The 19,481-nt window shown below is 57.5% G+C and carries 20 protein-coding genes and 1 riboswitch; of the genes, 13 read left to right on the forward strand and 7 right to left on the reverse strand.

What is annotated here, in order from left to right:
• Window positions 1-5 precede the first annotated feature (5 nt).
• Entirely contained in the window at window positions 6-1,310 is a 1,305-nt protein-coding gene (locus tag FHW16_RS20605) for an MFS transporter (protein WP_182551172.1), read from the forward strand.
• 64 nt (window positions 1,311-1,374) lie between these two features.
• Window positions 1,375-1,590, forward strand: a riboswitch (cobalamin riboswitch).
• 105 nt (window positions 1,591-1,695) lie between these two features.
• Complete coding sequence (metE, locus tag FHW16_RS20610) at window positions 1,696-4,005, forward strand: 5-methyltetrahydropteroyltriglutamate--homocysteine S-methyltransferase (protein ID WP_182551173.1); 2,310 nt, start codon at window positions 1,696-1,698, stop codon at window positions 4,003-4,005.
• A gap of 3 nt (window positions 4,006-4,008) precedes the next feature.
• On the opposite strand, the gene FHW16_RS20615 is transcribed toward metE, so the two are convergent.
• Window positions 4,009-4,563 (reverse strand): CGNR zinc finger domain-containing protein, encoded by a 555-nt coding sequence (locus FHW16_RS20615; RefSeq protein WP_182551174.1) that lies wholly within the window; start codon window positions 4,561-4,563, stop codon window positions 4,009-4,011.
• A 121-nt stretch (window positions 4,564-4,684) separates the two neighbouring features.
• On the opposite strand from FHW16_RS20615, the gene FHW16_RS20620 reads away from it, so the two are divergent.
• Window positions 4,685-5,575 carry an alpha/beta fold hydrolase gene (locus FHW16_RS20620; protein WP_182551175.1) on the forward strand — a complete coding sequence of 297 codons (891 nt, stop codon included), beginning with the start codon at window positions 4,685-4,687 and terminating at the stop codon, window positions 5,573-5,575.
• 225 nt (window positions 5,576-5,800) lie between these two features.
• On the opposite strand, the gene FHW16_RS20625 is transcribed toward FHW16_RS20620, so the two are convergent.
• Entirely contained in the window at window positions 5,801-6,388 is a 588-nt protein-coding gene (locus FHW16_RS20625; RefSeq protein ID WP_246711876.1) for a TetR/AcrR family transcriptional regulator, read from the reverse strand.
• Between the two features lie 107 nt (window positions 6,389-6,495).
• Here FHW16_RS20625 and FHW16_RS20630 point away from each other — a divergent pair, with 107 nt between their 5' ends.
• Together FHW16_RS20630 and FHW16_RS20635 are read left to right on the forward strand one after the other, a co-directional pair.
• Window positions 6,496-7,560, forward strand: a complete 1,065-nt coding sequence (locus FHW16_RS20630; RefSeq protein WP_182551176.1) for an NAD(P)-dependent oxidoreductase — start codon at window positions 6,496-6,498, stop codon at window positions 7,558-7,560.
• A 71-nt stretch (window positions 7,561-7,631) separates the two neighbouring features.
• Entirely contained in the window at window positions 7,632-9,149 is a 1,518-nt protein-coding gene (locus FHW16_RS20635) for an ATP-binding protein (RefSeq protein ID WP_182551177.1), read from the forward strand.
• Here FHW16_RS20635 and FHW16_RS20640 read toward each other — a convergent pair whose 3' ends face one another.
• Window positions 9,150-9,857, reverse strand: a complete 708-nt coding sequence (locus FHW16_RS20640; protein ID WP_182551178.1) for an HAD family hydrolase — start codon at window positions 9,855-9,857, stop codon at window positions 9,150-9,152.
• A gap of 148 nt (window positions 9,858-10,005) precedes the next feature.
• On the opposite strand from FHW16_RS20640, the gene FHW16_RS20645 reads away from it, so the two are divergent.
• The 4 genes from FHW16_RS20645 to FHW16_RS20660 all read left to right on the forward strand — a co-directional run bounded on the left by FHW16_RS20645 (window position 10,006) and on the right by FHW16_RS20660 (window position 13,323).
• A complete protein-coding gene (locus FHW16_RS20645) occupies window positions 10,006-10,905 on the forward strand; it encodes a lipid kinase (RefSeq protein ID WP_182551179.1) in 900 nt (299 codons plus the stop codon).
• 124 nt (window positions 10,906-11,029) lie between these two features.
• Window positions 11,030-11,857: a lytic transglycosylase domain-containing protein gene (locus FHW16_RS20650; protein ID WP_182551314.1), complete on the forward strand. Its 828-nt coding sequence runs from the start codon at window positions 11,030-11,032 to the stop codon at window positions 11,855-11,857.
• Window positions 11,858-12,285: 428 nt separating this feature from the next.
• Window positions 12,286-12,501 carry a cold-shock protein gene (locus FHW16_RS20655; RefSeq protein ID WP_091877989.1) on the forward strand — a complete coding sequence of 72 codons (216 nt, stop codon included), beginning with the start codon at window positions 12,286-12,288 and terminating at the stop codon, window positions 12,499-12,501.
• A 375-nt stretch (window positions 12,502-12,876) separates the two neighbouring features.
• Window positions 12,877-13,323, forward strand: coding sequence for a BA14K family protein (locus FHW16_RS20660; RefSeq protein ID WP_182551180.1), 447 nt, complete (start codon window positions 12,877-12,879; stop codon window positions 13,321-13,323).
• Window positions 13,324-13,379: 56 nt separating this feature from the next.
• Here the strand turns inward: FHW16_RS20660 and FHW16_RS20665 are convergent, their stop codons facing one another.
• The 3 genes from FHW16_RS20665 to FHW16_RS20675 all read right to left on the reverse strand — a co-directional run bounded on the left by FHW16_RS20665 (window position 13,380) and on the right by FHW16_RS20675 (window position 15,514).
• The gene (locus tag FHW16_RS20665) at window positions 13,380-14,024 is read right to left on the reverse strand and encodes an MBL fold metallo-hydrolase (RefSeq protein ID WP_182551181.1); all 645 of its coding nucleotides are present in this window, start codon (window positions 14,022-14,024) and stop codon (window positions 13,380-13,382) included.
• Window positions 14,025-14,132: 108 nt separating this feature from the next.
• Window positions 14,133-14,444: a hypothetical protein gene (locus FHW16_RS20670; RefSeq protein WP_091877992.1), complete on the reverse strand. Its 312-nt coding sequence runs from the start codon at window positions 14,442-14,444 to the stop codon at window positions 14,133-14,135.
• A gap of 179 nt (window positions 14,445-14,623) precedes the next feature.
• Window positions 14,624-15,514, reverse strand: a complete 891-nt coding sequence (locus FHW16_RS20675; protein WP_182551182.1) for a branched-chain amino acid aminotransferase — start codon at window positions 15,512-15,514, stop codon at window positions 14,624-14,626.
• A 257-nt stretch (window positions 15,515-15,771) separates the two neighbouring features.
• Here FHW16_RS20675 and FHW16_RS20680 point away from each other — a divergent pair, with 257 nt between their 5' ends.
• The 3 genes from FHW16_RS20680 (at window position 15,772) to FHW16_RS20690 (ending at window position 18,522) form a co-directional block, all read left to right on the forward strand.
• On the forward strand, window positions 15,772-16,275 hold the full coding sequence (locus FHW16_RS20680; protein WP_182551183.1) for a MarR family winged helix-turn-helix transcriptional regulator: 504 nt from the start codon (window positions 15,772-15,774) through the stop codon (window positions 16,273-16,275).
• 67 nt (window positions 16,276-16,342) lie between these two features.
• Window positions 16,343-17,053, forward strand: coding sequence for a response regulator (locus FHW16_RS20685; RefSeq protein ID WP_182551184.1), 711 nt, complete (start codon window positions 16,343-16,345; stop codon window positions 17,051-17,053).
• Between the two features lie 173 nt (window positions 17,054-17,226).
• The gene (locus FHW16_RS20690) at window positions 17,227-18,522 is read left to right on the forward strand and encodes an ATP-binding protein (protein WP_432652067.1); all 1,296 of its coding nucleotides are present in this window, start codon (window positions 17,227-17,229) and stop codon (window positions 18,520-18,522) included.
• 3 nt (window positions 18,523-18,525) lie between these two features.
• On the opposite strand, the gene FHW16_RS20695 is transcribed toward FHW16_RS20690, so the two are convergent.
• Window positions 18,526-18,837 (reverse strand): ribbon-helix-helix domain-containing protein, encoded by a 312-nt coding sequence (locus FHW16_RS20695; protein ID WP_182551185.1) that lies wholly within the window; start codon window positions 18,835-18,837, stop codon window positions 18,526-18,528.
• 234 nt (window positions 18,838-19,071) lie between these two features.
• Between FHW16_RS20695 and FHW16_RS20700 the strand changes: the two genes are divergently transcribed.
• Window positions 19,072-19,467: a VOC family protein gene (locus tag FHW16_RS20700; protein WP_182551186.1), complete on the forward strand. Its 396-nt coding sequence runs from the start codon at window positions 19,072-19,074 to the stop codon at window positions 19,465-19,467.
• The last annotated feature ends 14 nt before the right edge of the window (window positions 19,468-19,481 follow it).

The following is a 19,481-nucleotide window of genomic DNA, read 5'->3' on the forward strand; positions in this document are numbered from 1 at the left end:
AGAACATGATTTCTTCACCTCTTGCAGCAGTCCTCGCCCGGCGCAACATCCACTATGGCTGGGTCGTTGTGTCAGTCACTTTTCTCACCATGCTTGTCACGGCCGCAGCAGTCGGAGCGCCCGGCGTGCTCATAGTACCGCTGGAAAAGGAATTCGGCTGGACGACCGAACAGATCGCCACCGCCTTCTCCATACGGCTGCTGTTGTTCGGCCTGATGGGACCGTTCGCTGCGGCTTTCATGAACTATTTCGGCGTGCGGAAAGTCGTGTGTGTGGCACTTGCGCTTATTGCCGGCGGCTCTTTCCTGTCCCTTGGCATGACGCAGATCTGGCAGCTGATTCTGCTGTGGGGCGTGGTGATCGGCTTTGGCACCGGCCTGACGGCCATGGTACTTGGTGCGACAGTTGCCACCCGCTGGTTTACGGAGCGGCGCGGGCTGGTGCTCGGTATGCTGACCGCAAGCTCGGCAACCGGACAGCTGGCCTTCATGCCGCTCATGGCCTGGATCAGCGGAAACTACGGCTGGCGCGCAGCGACCATGATGGTTTGTGCTCTCCTTGCCGTCGCAGCGGCTGCGGTATTCCTGCTGATGCGTGACCGTCCGTCCGACGTCGACTTGCCAGCCTATGGCGAAAAGGACGTTGCGAAGACAGCGCCAGTAACAGGCGGGCTTCTTTCTCTCATCATCCTGCCGCTGACCACCCTCAAGGAAATATCGCGCAGCAGCACGTTCTGGGTGCTGTTTGCTACGTTCTACATCTGCGGTGCCAGCACCAATGGCCTCATCCAGACCCATTTCGTCGCACTTTGCGGTGATTATGGGCTTGCGGCCGTCACCGCGGCCAGCGTCCTTGCCATGATGGGTTTCTTCGATTTCTTCGGCACGATCGGCTCCGGCTGGCTGTCCGACCGGGTCGACAATCGCTGGCTGCTGTTCTGGTACTACGGCCTGCGCGGTGCTTCACTGCTTTTCCTGCCCTACAGCAATTTCTCGATCTACGGCCTGTCGCTATTCGCCATGTTCTACGGTCTCGACTGGATCGCCACCGTGCCGCCAACGGTCAAGCTTGCCACGGATCGTTTCGGCCGTGAGAAGGCCGGCATGGTGTTCGGCTGGGTCTTTGCCGGCCATCAGCTTGGAGCTGCGTCGGCTGCCTATGGTGGCGGTTTTGCCCGCACAGAATATGCAACTTATCTCCCGGCATTCTTCACCGCCGGTATCCTTTGCCTTATCGCTGCGCTCCTGGCCCTGACAATCCGGAAAAGCACCAAGGACGATACCGTTGGCGAACCTGCCGTGGCCCATTAACACGAAAAGACGTAACCATATAAATATGTCTTTATGTGTTATTGACAGACTCCGGACACACGCCTACCATCCCCGCTATCGTGGTTCTGTGCGCCTTCGGGCGCAGAGCTAAGAGGGAATACGGTGCGATCTCCGCAAGAGATTTAATCCGGAGCTGCCCCCGCAACTGTAAGCGGCGAGCTGTTGTCAATTTCGTGTCACTGATCCCAGATGGATCGGGAAGGCCTGACAAGAGCGCTGACCCGTGAGCCAGGAGACCTGCCTCGATAGATAACGTCCACGGGCGGGGTGTCCGGTGTGTCGCTTGCAAGCGGACGTCTTTGGCGTCTGTATTTCCTGCATGCGTGCGCCTGGCCTTTGCCCTCAACCATCGGGGTAAAGCACTATGTCTATCACCACAAGCAATCTGGGATTCCCTCGGATCGGCAAGCGGCGCGAGTTGAAATTCGCGCTGGAAAGATTCTGGTCGGGTCAGTCCCATATCGTCACCCTGCAGGATATCGCTGCGGGACTGCGTCAGGAAAACTGGGCCTTGCAGCAGAAGCTCGGTCTCGATCACATACCGAGCAACGACTTCTCGCTCTATGACCACGTGCTGGATACCAGCAGCATGGTGGGCGCAGTGCCGCAAAGCTATGAATGGAAGGGGGGGCCCGTTTCTCCCGAGACCTATTTCGCCATGGCGCGCGGCAGTCAGGGCGGCCATGATCACGGCGCCTGTACCCATCACGGTGTCGCGGCACAGGAGATGACCAAATGGTTTGATACCAACTACCATTTCATGGTGCCTGAACTGACGAAGGGCCAGGATTTTTGCCTCGGCTCCAACAAGCCCGTCGAGGAATACCGTGAAGCCAGGCAACAGGGCTTTGACACGCGCCCGGTCATTCTGGGACCTGTCACGTTCCTCAAGCTGGCCAAGAGCAAGGATGAGACTCTCGACCTGCTGTCTCTGCTCCCGGGTCTCCTGCCGGTCTATACGGAAATTCTCCGCCGCCTTTCCGCCAATGGTGCCGAGTGGGTGCAGATTGACGAGCCTGCGCTGGTGCTTGATCTCGATGAAAATACGCAGACTGCGTTCAAGATTACCTATGAGTTTTTCGCCCGCGCCCTTCCCCGCTTGAAACTGTTGCTGACGCCCTATTTCGGCGCACTCGACGACAATCTCGATCTGGCGCTCGGTCTGCCCGTTGCCGGTCTGCACCTCGATCTTTGCCGTGCACCGGAGCAGCTCCAGACGGTCGTAACCCAGGCGCCTGCCGGACTTGTCCTGTCCCTTGGTGTCATTGACGGCCGCAACATCTGGCGCGCCGATCTGGAAGCTATTCTCCAGCGAATCGAGCCTGTCATCACACAGCGTGGGACCGACCATCTTATCCTCGCCCCATCCTGTTCGCTGCTGCACACGCCTGTTGATCTGGAGCTCGAAACGGATATCGACCCTGACTTCAAGAGCTGGCTGGCCTTCGCCACGCAGAAGCTTGAGGAATTGTCGATCCTTGGCAAAGCGATCAATACCGGCCGGGACAGCGTCCGCAGCGAACTTGCAGCGGCCAGCGCCGCGGTGGAAACCCGCAGGACATCGACCAAAATTCACGACGCGGCCGTCAAACAGCGCCTGAAGGCCGTGACAGCACAACTGTCACAGCGCCAGAGCCCCTATCCCGCCCGCCGCGAAAAGCAGAAATCGCTTGGACTGCCTGACTTTCCCACCACCACCATCGGCTCCTTTCCCCAGACGGAAGGGGTACGCAAGGCGCGAGCGGAACATGGCAAGGGCGCACTGACCGCCAATGCCTATGCCGCACTGCTGCGCAAGGAAACGGAAACCTCCATCCGCTGGCAGGAGGAAATCGGCATCGATGTGCTCGTGCACGGGGAGTTCGAGCGCAATGACATGGTGCAGTATTTCGGCGAGCAGCTTTCCGGCTTTGCCTTTACCAAGCACGGCTGGGTACAGAGCTATGGCTCGCGCTATGTTCGCCCGCCCATCATTTTCGGCGATGTCAGCCGTCCGAAGGCCATGACCGTCGAATGGTCAGCCTATGCCCAGTCGCTGACGAACAAGCACATGAAGGGCATGCTGACCGGTCCGGTGACCATGATGCAGTGGTCATTCGTGCGTGACGATCTTTCGCGTGATCAGGTCTGCCGCCAGATCGGGCTGGCATTACGGGATGAAGTGAGCGACCTCGAAAAGGCCGGGATCCGGATTATCCAGATCGACGAGCCGGCTATCCGTGAGGGCCTGCCCATCCGCAAGGCCTATTGGGCTGCCTATCTCGACTGGGCCATCGAGTGTTTCCGCCTGTCCGCGTCGGGTGTGCAGGATGAAACCCAGATCCACACCCACATGTGCTACTCCGAGTTCAACGATATTATCGACTCCATTGCGGCCATGGATGCGGACGTCATCTCCATCGAGACGTCACGTTCGAAAATGGAACTGCTTGATGCGTTCGTAACCTACCATTATCCGAACGAGATCGGACCGGGTGTCTACGACATCCATTCACCGCGCATTCCGCCGGTGGATGAAATGGTCGGCCTCCTGCGCAAGGCCCGGAAGAATCTCGATCCCGATCAGATCTGGGTCAATCCGGATTGCGGCCTGAAAACCCGCAAATGGGAAGAGGTAAAACCAGCCCTCGTCAACATGGTCGAGGCGGCAAAGCTTCTGCGCCTCGAGCAGTAGGCGTCAGTGAACCCGCGCGCGGCGACCGGCAGCTTTGGCCCGGTTGCCGCACGTCTCCATGCTGCACCAGCGGCGCGTGTGATTCTTGCTGGTATCGTAGAAGACAATGCAGCAGCGCTCATTGCTGCATTGGCGGACATTGGTTGCCTCGGTGGAAACAAACCGGGCAAAGTCATGGGCTATTTCGGCCAGTATGCGCTGCGGGCCTATGGTGACAGGCTTTGCACGGGTCGCCCATCCGTCCCCTGAATTCTCCAGAACAGTCGCGACCGGATGATCCGCCATGCGCCGGTTGATATCCTCGACAAAGGCGGGATCAAGAGCAGTCCCAGCCTTGAGGCTGTTTGCCGCCCCGCGCAGATGCGCCCGAAATGCCTGCGCCTCGGTCAAGGTCGCGTCGAATGCGACAGTATCTCCAGCATCCGTCTGGAGATCGGCAGCCCTGGCCCATTGCAGAAACGCGCCGCTACCGCCGATGAGATCGACAAGCTCGCCATCAATGATCTGCGTATTGACGAAATCCAGCCAGAGGGCATTGCCCAGAAAAATGAACGGCATCGCATTTCCTTTCACCTTTAGAAGTAACCATCAAAATTCAATTTGACAAGTTACTCGTTATGAGTAACCATCAAAATAACATTTAGACGGTGAAAATACACATCCAACAGGAGCAAGAACGATGTCACAGTCGAACGAACATGCACGCCCGGTCATCAGCTACCGGACGCAGGAGATCAACGGCCTCAAGATTTTCTACCGGGAGGCAGGGCCGAAGGATGCGCCGACGCTGCTCCTGCTGCATGGTTTTCCCACTTCGTCGCATATGTTCCGCGATCTTATCCCGCTGCTGGCCAATCGGTATCACGTCGTAGCCCCTGATTATCCCGGATCCGGTTACAGCGATGCCCCGTCCCACAAGGAGTTCCGTTACACATTTGACCACCTGGCTGACATCATCGACGCATTCACCCAGAAGCTTGGCCTCAAGCGCTATGCACTTTATGCGCAGGATTTTGGCGGCCCGGTCGGTTTCCGCCTCGCATCCCGCCATCCGGAACGGGTGACGGCGATTTTCGTGCAGAACGCCGTGGCGCACGAGGAGGGTTTGTCGGAAGGTTTTGATACTGCCCGGCGCCTGTGGGCCGACCGCAATGCGGAAACCGAAGCAGCGATGCGCCGCCACCTCACGATCGAGGATACAAGGGGCCAATACCTGTTCGGCGCCAAGGATCCAGCCAGAATCAACCCCGATGCCTGGACCCATGCGCAGGACGGCCTCGACCGTCCGGGGATTGCCGAGGCCCAGATCGACCTGCTCTATGACTACCAGTCAAACCTCAAGCAGTACCCGCATTTTCAGGCCTATTTCCGCGAACATCAACCGCCCATGCTGATCACATGGGGCAAGCATGATCCCTTCTTCGCGCTTGCCGGGGCCAAGGCCTTCGCCGAACAATTGCCCAAGGCTGAACTGCACGTTTTCGATGGCGGGCACTTTCTTCTGGAAGACCATGCCGAGGAAGTCGCTGTATTGATGCAGGAGTTTCTTGAGCGGACGGTGAGCGCCTGATTGCAATATCTTCCCTTGGGGGAGACCATCAAGTCCTCTTTTTCCGTCATCCTCGGGCTTGCCCCGAGGATCCACGGCGAAGACCACAGAACAACCTCCCTCACCGCGCCCTCAGGCTTGGGTCCTCGGGTCAAGCCCGAGGATGACGGAGAGGGAGGCTAAATCCAAGAAAACTCTTTCTCCCCCGCAAGGAGAGAGGCCGGGAACATCAACATGGGAAACAAGCTAACTGGCCACCCATTGCAGGATGAGCGATCCCAGAGCGGCAGAGGCTGTCGCTTCATCCACACAGCCGCAGGTCATTTCGCGTGAAATGGCTTCGGCTGCGCCGATGATACCCACGCAACGCAGGCGCAGATCAGCGGCGGCGAGCGCCGAATAGTGTGCCAGCGCCGTGCAATAGAGATCGACATAGCCGTCGATCAGCGTTTTCTGGAACCGCTCCATCTCTTCATCGCCTTTGAGAGCGGCCGAGATGGCATGCCATTCCGGGCCAATGGACCTGTAGCAGGCCATGTACGCTTCGCTCATCAGTCTGGCGACGCTTCCCAGTTGTTTCGGTGCCTGTTCAAGCGCCCCCAGCAAATCATCGACCTGCTGCTGGTCCAGCAGCTGATACAACGCGATAAGCAGACCGGACCGCGTACCGAAATGCTCGTAGGCGATGGGCTTGCTCACCCCCGCCCGCTCCGCCAGATAGCCGAGCGTCAGTGCGTCCGTTCCTTGTCCACGAACGATCCCCAGCGCCGTTTCCATAAGCTGATCCCGCCGCTGGGCTTTCGGCATTTTCTTGGCGGCTGCGGTCTTGCTCATGCGGATTTCCTTTTTCACCAGAATAACAATCCAACCCCTTGACTTGCAATCGCATGTCTACATATTACTAAAAGTAACTTACTAATAGTAATATAAAGGAATTCTCCATGTCCACGACCATCACAGCCCCTGTCCTCATCATCGGCGGATCAGGCATCGTCGGTTCGCAAGCGGCACAAACCTTGCGCAAGCTCCACCCGGATTTACCCATTGCCGTTGGCGGGCGTGATCTGGCGAAGGCGAAATCTGTGGCCGATTCTCTTGGCAATGCCGAAGCCGTTTCAATTGATCTTGACCGGGCCGATCTCGGTCAATCCGCTGGCAAGGCATTCAGCGCCATCGTCCTGTTCGTGAAGGACGAGACGCTCAACAGTCTGAAGTATGCGCAGGCGCACGGACTGCCGTATCTCAGCGTTTCCAGCGGTGTGTTCGAAGTGGGACCGGAGATGGCGCACTACATCCACAAGCCCAACAGCGCGCCCATCCTCATGGCCAGCACATGGCTGGCAGGTTCAGCCACCTTCCCGGTGCTTCAAGCGGCCAGGGACTTCAGCCGAATTGACGACATCACAATCGCCGTCGTGCTGGACGAGCAGGATATGGGCGGACCGGCTGCCTTTGCCGACTTCGAACGGCTGACCCAGTCTGCGCCCAATCCGTTGACCCTCAAAAACGGCAAATGGCACTGGATTAAAGGCGAGGAAGCCACCCGCCGTTTCACGGATATCGACGGTATCGAAGTGGAGGCGAACGCCTACTCGCCTCTCGACGTCCTGAGCCTAGGCGTTGCTACCGATGCACACTCCATCCGATTTGACATGGCTTACGGCGAATCGGCGAGCCGCCGCCGCGGCGGGCCCTTTTCCACTGAAATCGTCATTGAAATCAGCGGCCAACTCAAAATCGGCGAGCAGACGACAACGCGTCTGGATATCGTCCATCCGCAGGGTCAGGCACCTCTCACTGGCCTGCATGTAGCACTGTCAGTCGAGCGCTTGCTTGGTCTTTCCGGTGGAGAAAAGGTCGCGCCGGGGCTCTATTTCCCCGACGGGTTGATGGAACCGGATTATGTGATTGCGCGAATGAAAGAGTTTGGAACGCAATTTCAAACGAGCACTCCAGAAAACCATCTGTGGGTTTCCGGGGAGAAGCGACATATCGCTCGCGCATGAGCGAAAAGGAATGCTAAGGAGGTCCGCGCGCGTTTGATCGTGCGCGGAATCACCACCGGTCTGGAGAAGCAATGAAGGTCGACATCGACATGGGAGCGGCGCCCGCAGGCGCAAAAGCCATGCTCGATCTGGAAGAGCTTCTGGCCACGCGCCTGCTGGTGCAGGGCAATTCCGGCTCGGGAAAATCCCATCTTCTGCGCCGTCTGCTCGAACAGAGCGCCCAGTGGGTGCAACAATGCGTCATCGATCCGGAAGGCGACTTCGTTACGCTTGCTGACAAATACGGCCACGTGGTCGTTGATGGTGCCCGCACCGAGAACGAACTGACCCGCATTGCCGCCCGTATCCGCCAGCACCGGGTTTCCGTGGTGCTCGATCTCGAAGGTCTCGATGTCGAACAGCAGATGCGTTGCGCGGCTGCCTTTCTCGGCGGCCTGTTTGATGCCGAACGGGACTATTGGTATCCCATGCTTGTCGTCGTTGACGAAGCGCAGCTTTTTGCGCCGGCTGTCGCGGGCGAAGTGTCCGACGAAGCACGCAAGCTGTCCCTCGGAGCCATGACCAACCTGATGTGCCGCGGCCGCAAACGCGGACTTGCCGGAGTCATCGCCACGCAGCGACTGGCCAAGCTGGCCAAGAACGTTGCTGCTGAAGCTTCCAACTTCCTGATGGGCCGAACCTTCCTCGATATCGACATGGCCCGCGCTTCCGATCTGCTCGGCATGGAGCGGCGGCAGGCGGAACAATTCCGCGATCTGGCACGCGGGCACTTTGTCGCCCTGGGGCCAGCACTCTCGCGCCGTCCGCTGCCCGTCACCATTGGCCCCGTCGAGACCTCTGCCCGTTCGTCCAGTCCGAAGCTGACACCGCTGCCGCAGCAGGCCGACGACGCCCATGATCTGATTTTCACACCTGCCCCCGAAGAGCGGCGTCCGGTCGTGCGGCGCACGCCTGCACCGCCGCCGCCAACCCCGACGGCAGATATTCTTGCACAGCTCACACTGGCCAAGGCAACCGCCGAAGCGGAAGCACCTGTTATGACGCTGTTCCCCGAAATCGACGAAGCCGAGCGCAGCGGGCTTATCGATGGTGTGATGCAGGAAATGCTTGGTGACCCTGACGCCGGGTTCCGCACCGACGCGGTTCTTTATCAGGATTTTCTGGTGCGCTGCCGTATCCGCCGCGTACCAGGTGAGGCGCTGTCCCTGCCCGCCTTCCGAAGGAAGCTGGCCGTAGCGCGCGCCGGCATTGACGGCGAAACCGCACAAAGCGAGCCATGGCAGCAGGCGCTGGAACTGTCCAAGAGCCTGCCTGACGACGTGCAAGGCGTTTTCTTCATCGTTGCGCAGGCGGCGGTTACAGGAAATCCCTGCCCGTCCGATGCAACGCTCGCCCGTGCCTATGGCACCCATTCTGCGCGCCGCGCCCGGCGGCTTCTGACCTATTTCGAAGAACAGGGACTGGTGGTCGTTCGCACCGATTTTGCCGGTAATCGCGTCGTCGCTTTCCCCGATCTTGGCTGTGAAACAATGGCAGGTGATCCCAATGGCCCCGACGACGGCGCACAGGAACAGCACGCCGCCGAATAATCATCCGATATCGGCGAGCAGCGCCCCTAGTTCGCCAAGGTGCTCGATCTGCCGGAAGCGTGGCTCGGCAACCGGCGCATCCACGTGTTCAAGCACCCACGTCAGTGCATGCGGGACATAGACCCCCCAGCCACCCGCCTCGATGGCCGGAACAATATCTGACTTCAGCGAATTGCCGATCATCATGCTGTACTGGGGTCCATCGCCATGGCGGTTGAAAATCCGCTCATAAGTCCCCCTGTCCTTGGTGCTGACAATTTCAACCGCCTCGAAGAAATCACCAAGGCCCGATTGTGCGAGCTTGCGTTCCTGATCGAAGAGATCACCCTTGGTGATCAGCACCAGCCGATAACGGCCTGCCAATTGTTCCAGCGTGTCCTGCACATGCGGCAGGGTTTCAATCGGATGACGCAGCATCTCACGGCCCGCCGCCAGTATTTCACCAAGAACGGATGACGGTATCTTCCCGTCCGTCACCTCAAGCGCTGTTTCGATCAACGACAGCGTGAATCCCTTGATGCCGAAACCATAGAGATCGAGATTGCGCCGTTCCACTTCCAGAAGCCGGTTCGAGAGATCCGGTGTATCTGTATGAGGAGCAAGAAGCGCCTCGAAACGCTTTTCTGACATCCGGAAGAACTGTTCATTTTCCCAGAGCGTGTCGTCTGCATCAAAACCGATGGTTGTAAGCGAAGATTTTGCAGACATTGAACTCTCATGCTTTGGCCGAACAGGTGCTGCCGATTGTGTAGCGCCTGCATCGGCCAAAATCCACCCGCCGCGATACCCGTACAGCCTTGTTTCGCCACAAATGAAACCCCACCTGCGACGAACTGCCAACCGGAGCACCAGCCTTTTGACCAATGCAAAACCGCCACGACGTGCCCTTTTTATCGTCAATCCCAACGCACGCAGCGGCAGGAAGCCGATCGATCCGATCCGCAAACGACTGGAAGCTGGCGGATTGACACTGGTCGACGCGGCGCCGAAAAAGGACGAATCCATCTCCGATGTGATCCGCCGCATGAAAGATGACTGTAATCTGGTAATCATCGGCGGCGGTGACGGGACCCTGAATTCTGCCGCTGCCGGTCTTGTCGAGACGGGTTTGCCGCTGGGTGTGCTTCCCCTTGGAACGGCCAATGATTTCGCCCGGACGATTGGTCTTCCGCCCGTTCCGCTGCAAGCCGCGGAACTGATCCTGTCAGCCAAGCCCCGCCCCATCGATCTTGGCGAGGTAAACGGCAACCTGTTCTTTAACGTCGCCAGCATCGGCTTCAGCGCAGAACTTGCGGCAGAGCTTACGGAAAAAGCCAAAAAGCGTTGGGGCAAGCTCGGATATGCCATCGTTGCTGCACGCCTTCTGGCGCGTTCGCGGCTGTTTACCGCCTATGTCGAGCATGACGGCTCGGTCGAAACAATCAAGACAATGCAGGTTTCCGTCGGCAACGGCCGGCACTATGGCGGTGGCATGACCGTGGAGGAAACTGCGACTGCCGATGACGGGCGACTCGATTTCTACAGTCTGGAAGTGGATCATTGGTGGCGGTTGTTGGGTCTCCTCCCCAGCCTGCGCAAGGGCACGCATGGGCGTTGGGATGATGTCCGCGCCTTCCAGACCACGGAAATCACGATCAAGACCAGTAAACCGCGCGCCGTGAACACCGATGGCGACCTGACCACATGGACCCCCGCACATTTCCGTATCCGCGAAAAGGCGATCAAGGTCTTCGCGCCGCAAACAAATCAAATGTAACCGGACGGACAGCCCAGTCTTTCATCCGGAATTGCTCTGTGCTTTATGCTCATCAATAGAATGCATCACGAATGGGGGCTGGGTGAACGCGCTTTGTAAGATCGCTCTGGGTGCATCTTTCGCCATGCTGACCGCATCGGTTGTGCTTGCTGCTGACAACCCTTCCGTATCGGTACCGGTCCAGCCGCCTGCCCCGACCGTCAGCCAGATTTGCGCAGCCATCGCAACCCAGGCGGATGGCCATGGTGTACCGCGCGACTTCTTCGCCCGTCTGATCTGGAAAGAAAGTCGTTTTGACGACCAGGCACTAAGCCCGGTTGGCGCGCAAGGTATTGCCCAGTTCATGCCGGGAACTGCCAAAGAACGGCAATTGGCCAATCCCTTCGATTTTGCCCAGGCGCTGCCTGCATCTGCGGCCCTGTTGAAGGATTTGCGCCGCACCTTCGGCAACTGGGGATTGGCTGCTGCTGCCTACAATGCCGGACCAACCCGCGTGTCGAAATGGCTGTCGAGCGGCGGTTTCCTGCCTCTGGAAACCGAAGACTATGTGCTTGATATCACAGGACGGCCAGCGGATGATTTTGCTGCCGGCGCAGAAATAGCCGCGGCGCCGCTCAACAGCAAACTGCCATTCGATGCGGCCTGCCGCCAGCTGCCGGTTATCAGGTCTGCCACGATCTCGATGGCCCAGATCAAGCCGAAACCATGGGGAATCCAGATTGCCGGCAACTTCCGCCGCTCGGCCGCCGTGAACCAGATGGAACGCCTGCGCCGGGCTTTTCCGGCCATTCTCAATCAGCACGAGCCCGTTATCAGCCGATACCGCACACCGATGGGCCGGCGCGGCATCTATGCGGTGCGCATTGGCGCCGATACGCGCGGGGAAGCCAATACGATCTGTGCACAGCTGCATGGAGCGGGCGGCGCATGTATTGTTCTACGCAACCGTTAGGGTCATATGTCAATATTTGACCATTTGGACAGTTTTATGCAGTTTTCCCACTCGTCACAACCTCAAATTGTAAAGTCCACCGCCACCAATACACGGGGGTCAGGCAACAATTTTGCGCGGCCAAGTATGTCTGCTGCACAGCTGTTCGATATAGTCGCCTAAATGTCAGAAAAACTTTTGCTTGCCAAAAAACACATATTCTAGCAGTCTCAAAGCGTTCGGGCATCTGCGAACACTGGAAGACTGGAAGAACGGCGCGCCGGAACCGCAAGAATACCGGGTCGGGAGAAATCCCGGCAATGATCGGCTCCTTTCCTGAATTCGAGAACTGCCTGCATGATTTGCGCTGGATGTATCTTACAAAAGGCGACGCTACCAATCCCGCAAACCCGGAGGGGAACGCGGTAAGTAAGGAAAAGGAACTGAGCATGGCACAGACCGGTACGGTCAAATTCTTCAACAGTGAAAAAGGCTTTGGCTTTATCAAACCAGATGACGGCGCGGCGGACATTTTTGTCCATATCTCCGCGGTTCAGGCATCTGGCCTCACAGGTCTCGCAGACAATCAGAAGGTTTCCTTCGATACCGAGCCTGACCGTCGTGGCAAGGGCCCCAAGGCCGTCAACATCACGGTTTCGGAATAATTCAAGCGGCGTAAGCCGTTCTGGAGCTCCCGGCTAAAATCGGGGGTTTTTCCTTGGGAATGCACGGCCAAACGGTCGCAGCGATGGCTGCGCTACCGCAGCGGGTATGGATTTTGTGCGGCCATGCCCCGAAATTGCCCGCTTTCTGCACCCTCCCGCGTATGTTTTGCCATCGATTTGCTAATATTGTCGTGTGATGTGCCGTCACTCCTGCACGAATGATGGGAACGAAAGTGCGCGGGCTTCGTTCAGGTTGCATTCATTCTGGGAAGTTTAAAACTCACAACACGGCTGGCGCCCCCACTTGAAAAGTCCAGCCCAACACGATCAGGCGGTTCGAAAAGTTCCGCCAGGGATGCTTCAAAGGAGGCACAGATGTTTAAAGGTATGAAAATTGCCATTCTTGCAACCGCAGCTTTTGCCACGATTGCTGTTCCATTGGCCACATCGGCATCCGCCGACGATTGGGGCTGGCGCAACCGGCACGGCGGCTACTACCGCGATCGCGGCTATCGCCATCACCGCGGCGGCGGCGACGCCTTGGCAGCCGGTGCCATCGGCTTGGCAGCCGGCGCTCTGATCGGCGGCGCGCTGGCTCAGCCACGCGAACCCGATGTGATCTATCGCGATTATGACGATCGCCCCGTTTATCGGGCCCCGGTTCGCGTTTATCGCGAAGTACGGCCAGCCTATTACGGCGGTGCCCGTCCCTGGTCACCTTCATGGTACCGCTATTGTGCTGATCGTTACCGTTCGTTCAATCCGGGCACCGGTACATTCCGTGGTTATGACGGACGCGACTATTTCTGCACGGCCAACTGATCTCCGGATCCGCGCGCAGTTCACAAGGCCGCCGGAGCAATCCGGCGGCCTTTTTGTCATGTCAGAAATGGATTGGTGCGGCGTTCCTCACCGAAACGGCCACCGGGGCCATGCCCGCAGATAAAGCCGATATCATCGCCAAGTGGAAAAAGCTTGTTCTTGATCGAACTGATCAGAGTTTCATGATCACCACCCGGCAAGTCCGTGCGCCCAACCGAACCATTGAACAACACATCGCCAACATGGGCGAATTTGGCAATGGCGTTGTAAAAAACCACGTGTCCCGGTGCGTGTCCCGGGCAGTGCAAGACCTCGAAGACATGTGAGCCGAAGGAGACCGTATCACCATCTTTGAGCCAGCGGTCCGGCGTGCAATTGCGCACACCGCTGCCCTGGATGCCGTACTGGGCTGCCTTTTCTTCCATTGAATCCAGAAGGAATTTATCGGCTTCGTGCGGTCCGACAATATCGACGCCGAGCGTCTCCTTCATGTCCATCGCACCGGCCGCATGATCAATATGGCCATGGGTAATCCAGATCGCGTCAATGGTGATGCCATTGGAGCGGATCGCATGAAGTACCTGATCGTTATCACCACCGGGATCAATCAGCACACCATGCTTGTCATCACTGTCAAAGAGGATGGTGCAGTTTTGCTGGAAAGCCGTAACGGGGATAATACCGGCCTGCAATTGTCCCATTTCATTCAAACCTTATGCTTGTCTCATACGTCACACATCAGGCTTTAACCCAAATAAAAAGGGCGGCCAATGGGACCGCCCTTGAAAATCATGCGTATCTTATCAGGATCAGGATTTTGCCAGCGATGTTTTGATGGCGCCAACAATTGCCGTAAGAATAAGACCGCCAACACCGCCACCGGCAACATTGCTGATGATCGAGCCCAGATCGAGCCCCGACGATGCTACTGCGTCAGTCACAGCCGCGGCACCACCGGCGCCAAGGTATTGCGTCAAGTAACCACCTACTAGTCCACCAACGCCACCGGCAATCGTATTGCCAGTCGGGCCAAGTGTCAGGTTTTTAAGAATGCCGCCGACAATATTGCCGCCGACCGCACCTGAGATAAGTTGGATGATAAGAGGAAGAAGCGCACCCATAATTGACACCCCGTCAACGTTTCGCGCCAGACTCATGCCTGACAACTGGCATGTTGACTAAGTTTTAGGCAATGTCAAACCAGTTGATGCCTCAATAAAGAGGTATCAACCGATTGTTTTCGTTAGCAAGCTTGGAGTATCGGACAGAGAGCGCCTTATTTGCAGTCCGATGCTGCGAGTTATTCAGCCGCTGCTTTCTTGGGCGTTACTTCGGCGGCGTAATCGTTCATCAAGTTGATCGCGATATCGCCAACCGTGAAGCGATACGGTCCGATCTCCGAAACCGGCGTGACTTCCGCCGCAGTACCGGTCAGGAAGCACTGTTCAAAACCTTCCAGTTCCTCCGGCATAATCACCCGCTCGACGACTTCATAGCCGCGGCGCTTGGCCAGATCGATGACCGTGCGGCGGGTGATGCCGTCGAGGAAGCAATCCGGCTTTGGCGTGTGAATAACGCCGTCCTTGACGAAAAACACGTTGGCGCCTGTGGCTTCGGCCACCTGGCCGCGCCAGTCCAGCATCAGCGCATCCGCATAACCCTTGGCTTCCGCCGCATGCTTGGAGATGGTGCAGATCATGTAAAGACCCGCAGCTTTCGACTTCGAAGGAGCAGTTTTCGGATCCGGACGGCGATATTCAGCGATATCAAGACGGATGCCCTTGAGCTTCTGTGCCGGGTCGAAATAGCTTGGCCACTGCCAGATGGCGATTGCCACATTGATCTTGTTGGCCTGCGCCGAAACACCCATCGACTCGCTGCCGCGCCATGCGATCGGACGCACATAAGCATCCTGAAAGCCCTGCTTGGCGAGAAGCTTGCGGCAGGCATCGTTCAATTCTTCAACCGAGTAGGGAATGGTGAAGCCGAGAATCTTTGCCGATTCGTGCAGACGCTCCGTGTGTTCATTGAGCTTGAAGATTTCGCCACCATAGGCGCGTTCACCTTCAAAGACCGAGCTTGCATAATGCAGGCCATGAGTCAGCACGTGAACCTTAGCATCTGCCCAACGAACGACTTCGCCGTTCATCCAGATGTAACCTTCAAGCTGATCAAATGGTACGGATGCCATGTTTTCCTCCAGGCGTTTGATTCCTGATCATTGGACGGGTTTGAGACGACGCCAATTGCCCCGCTTCACAATTGGTGAACCATGGCTCCCGAGAGTAATAGGCGTTTCGATGAGGAAAATGTCTCAGAAACACTTATTGGCTTTTCGTTTCATTCAAAATGCGGCCAACAGCTTGCCAAAAATTATCAGCAGTCTAAAATTAAGTCAACAAGACTGACATATTATTCGGCACACATGAGTGAGAGCGGGAGCCCTGTATGAAATCTTATACACCAGATCGGCACATTGAGACAGCCCTGACCAAGGAAGACGCGCGTGAACTCGACCTGATTGAGCTGTTTTTCTTTGCCTATCGCGACTTCACCGCCGACCCGGATTTGATCCTGGAAAAACTGGCTTTTGGCCGCGCCCACCACCGAGTTCTCTACTTCATCAACCGTAAGCCGGGGATGACGGTGGCGGAATTGCTTGATGTGCTGCAAATTACCAAGCAAAGTCTGGCACGGGTGCTCAAGCAGCTGATCGATACGGATCATGTCGTGCAGGTACCGGGTCCGCGCGACCGGCGTCAACGGGAGCTCTACCCCACGATGCAGGGCAGAGAACTTGCACTTGAGCTTGCTGCACCGCAATCACGCCGCATTGGCAGTGCATTGCAGCAAATCGGTCTGGCTGACCGGACGGTGATCGAACATTTCCTCAAGGCGATGGTCAATCCCGACCAAAGGCAACAGATCGACAGTCTGCCACAGGCAGGTTAGTTTATTGCAAGACGGATCGGGACATCCGGGGACCAGGGGCGGGCGCAAATGCCCGGAGAGAGAAGGAATGATATTAGTGAGTGAAGAACTTCCGCTTTCAGACGATGCGCCACACCTGCTCATTGTCGATGACGACACTCGAATTCGAAATCTGTTGTCGCAATATCTGACGGGCAGCGGTTTTCGCATTACGGTGGCTGCCAATGCGGACGAGGCGCGGCGCAAGCTGGCCGGCATTGACTACGACCTGCTGATCCTCGACGTGATGATGCCCGGTGAAAGCGGGGTCGCCCTCACTCAGTCATTGCGACAGGAAAAGAATGTTCCGATCCTGATGCTGACCGCCCTTTCGGAGACGGACAGCCGCATTACGGGCCTCGAAGCAGGTGCAGATGACTATCTGCCAAAACCTTTCGACCCACGTGAGCTGATCCTGCGTATCAACAACATCCTGCGTCGCGGTGCTCCGGCATCCCAGGCCAAGATTGAGCAGATCGTTTTCGGTCCCTATACATTCGTCATCGCCAAGCGCGAGCTGAAGCGTTCCGGAGAGCTGATCCGCCTGACCGATCGTGAGCAGGACATCATGGCGATCTTTGCCGCCCGCGCCGGCGAAACTGTGCCCCGGCACGAGTTGACCGGCCAGGAAGGCGACGTCGGCGAACGGACAATCGACGTGCAGATCAACCGCCTGCGCCGCAAGATTGAAAATGATCCAGCCAATCCAGTTTGGTTGCAGACAGTACGCGGCGTCGGCTATAAATTGAGCGTGGAGTAGAGTCCGGATCAAATAATCCGGACGTAGTAACCAATGCGCGAGCGGGCACTGATCAGATGGCACAAACGGACAGTGCAAAACGCGCATTGGCAGTCAGGCAGCGGCATTGGCGGCGCAGACGCAGCACGCTGCTTGGCCCATGGCGGAAATTTTCCCGCTGGCTGGCACAATGGATGCCGAAAAGGCTCTATGCCCGCTCGCTGATCATCATCATTGCCCCCATGGTGCTGCTGCAATCCGTCATCGCCTTCGTTTACATGGAGCGTTACTGGCAGACGGTGACGCAGCGCCTGTCGACTGCCGTCGTGCGCGACATCTCAGGCATTATCGACCTGATGGACACCTATCCCCAGGATCCGGGCTATGAGAACCTCATCCGCATCGCACGCGAGCGATTGTCCCTGAACATTTCTATCCTGCCGCCGGATCCGTTGCCCGCCCCCGGCCCGAAACCGTTCTTTTCCACACTGGATGAACCGTTGAGCGCGGAGATCACCAAACAGATCAACCGCCCCTTCTGGATCGACACAATAGGCGATTCCGACCTGGTGGAAATCCGCATTCAGCTTGAGGGCAAGGTTCTGCGGGTTTTTGCCCGCCGCAGCCAGGCCTATGCCTCGAATACCCTGATCCTGCTCGTCTGGATGGCGGGTTCCGCATTGGTGCTGCTGGCTATCGCCATTCTCTTCCTGCGCAACCAGATCAAACCGATCCAGCAGCTGGCGGCCGCTGCCGACAGTTTCGGCAAGGGACGGGCAACGCCACCCGATTTCAAGCCGCGCGGCGCGGAAGAAGTGCGCCGGGCCGGTGCGGCCTTTATCGTCATGCGCGAACGCATCGAACGCCAGATCGAGCAGCGCACGACGATGCTCAGCGGCGTCAGCCACGATCTGAGGACGATCCTCACCCGCTTCAAGCTGCAGCTTGCGCTCGTCGGCCACAAGGTCGACACGGAAGCCATGGAGCAGGATATCGAGGATATGCAATCCATGCTGGAAGGCTATCTCGCCTTTGCCCGCAGCGAGGCGGAAGAAGAAACCGGAACCTTCAATCTGGAACGGCTGTTCGCCAAACTGAAGGAGGAAGGCGTTCTGCTGGAGCGCGGCTTCAGGTCAAGTATTCGCGGTGAACCGGAAATCCAGGTTCGCCCCAATGCCTTCTCGCGCCTGATATCCAATCTGGTTTCAAATTCATTTCGTTACGCAAAGAATGTCGTCGTCACCGCCGATCATCGCGAAGGCTGGCTCAGCATAACCATTGACGATGACGGCTCCGGTATCCCCAAGGAGATGCGCGACGAGGTGTTCAAACCGTTTTTCCGGCTGGATGAGGCGCGCAATCAGGATGCCAGCGGCACCGGTCTGGGCCTTGCCATTGCCCTCGACATTGCCCGCAGTCATGGCGGCGACATCACGCTGGACACGAGCCCCATGGGCGGCCTGCGCGCCGTGGTTCGTATCCCGGCCTGATCGTCAGGCGGCGCGATTGCCGATCGGCGTCACCGAAGCGCTTTCCACGGGTGTTTGCACACCGCGCAGATATAGCGCGCAGGTGGTGCGCAGCATGGAGGCAAAGTTCGGAATTTCACCATTCGCCTGAAGGGCTTCGTCATAAAGTGTCGAGATAAAGCGCGGCGTCGTCATGTTCTGGCTTGCAGCGATTTCATCAAGAAGCTTCCAGAAGGTCACCTCAAGCTGGATGCTGGTGGAATGCCCGGCGATGCGCACAGAACGGTTGATCTGCCGGTAGCCCTCCGGATCCTGTTCTGCGAATACTTTACACATTCAACGAACCTCCCTTTATCTGCTTCGCCCTGTGCAATCCTCTTGATGCGTCCTTCATCTTGATAGGTGAAATTTTGCGCATCGGATCATCTCAGGCAAAAATTATTCCGCTCTCCGCACGGTGTGGTAGCCGATTGCCACCCTTTCTGTTTTCCCGGGTCCATAATCACCGACATACCCCGCAACTGCAACCGGAGTTTTGCGGTGAGGGTTCAACATTAAAGGAGGTCTTTTTTGGCAAAAGCCATCCATTCCATGATCCGCGTACTCGATGAAGGTGCGTCCATATCATTCTATCAGCAGGCGTTCGGTCTGGAGGTCGCTGACCGGCTGGATTTCGACAGCTTTACCCTCGTCTATCTGAGGAACAGCGAGACAGCCTTCGAGCTCGAACTGACAATCAACAAGGGCCGCACCGAACCCTACAACCTCGGTGACGGCTACGGCCACCTCGCGGTCAGCGTCGATGACCTCGACGCTCAGCATGTCAGGTTGAAAAGTCTCAATCTCAAGATCCGTGACATTGTCGAATTCAAGCGCGAAGGCGCGCTGCTGGCCCGTTTCTTCTTCATCGAAGATCCGGACGGCTACAAAATTGAGGTCCTGCAACGACAAGGCCGGTTTGTCTGAAACCGGTTGACCGG

Origin of the sequence: Phyllobacterium myrsinacearum (genome assembly GCF_014138285.1) — a bacterium.
In the GTDB taxonomy this organism is placed as follows: Bacteria; Pseudomonadota; Alphaproteobacteria; order Rhizobiales; family Rhizobiaceae; genus Phyllobacterium; species Phyllobacterium myrsinacearum_A.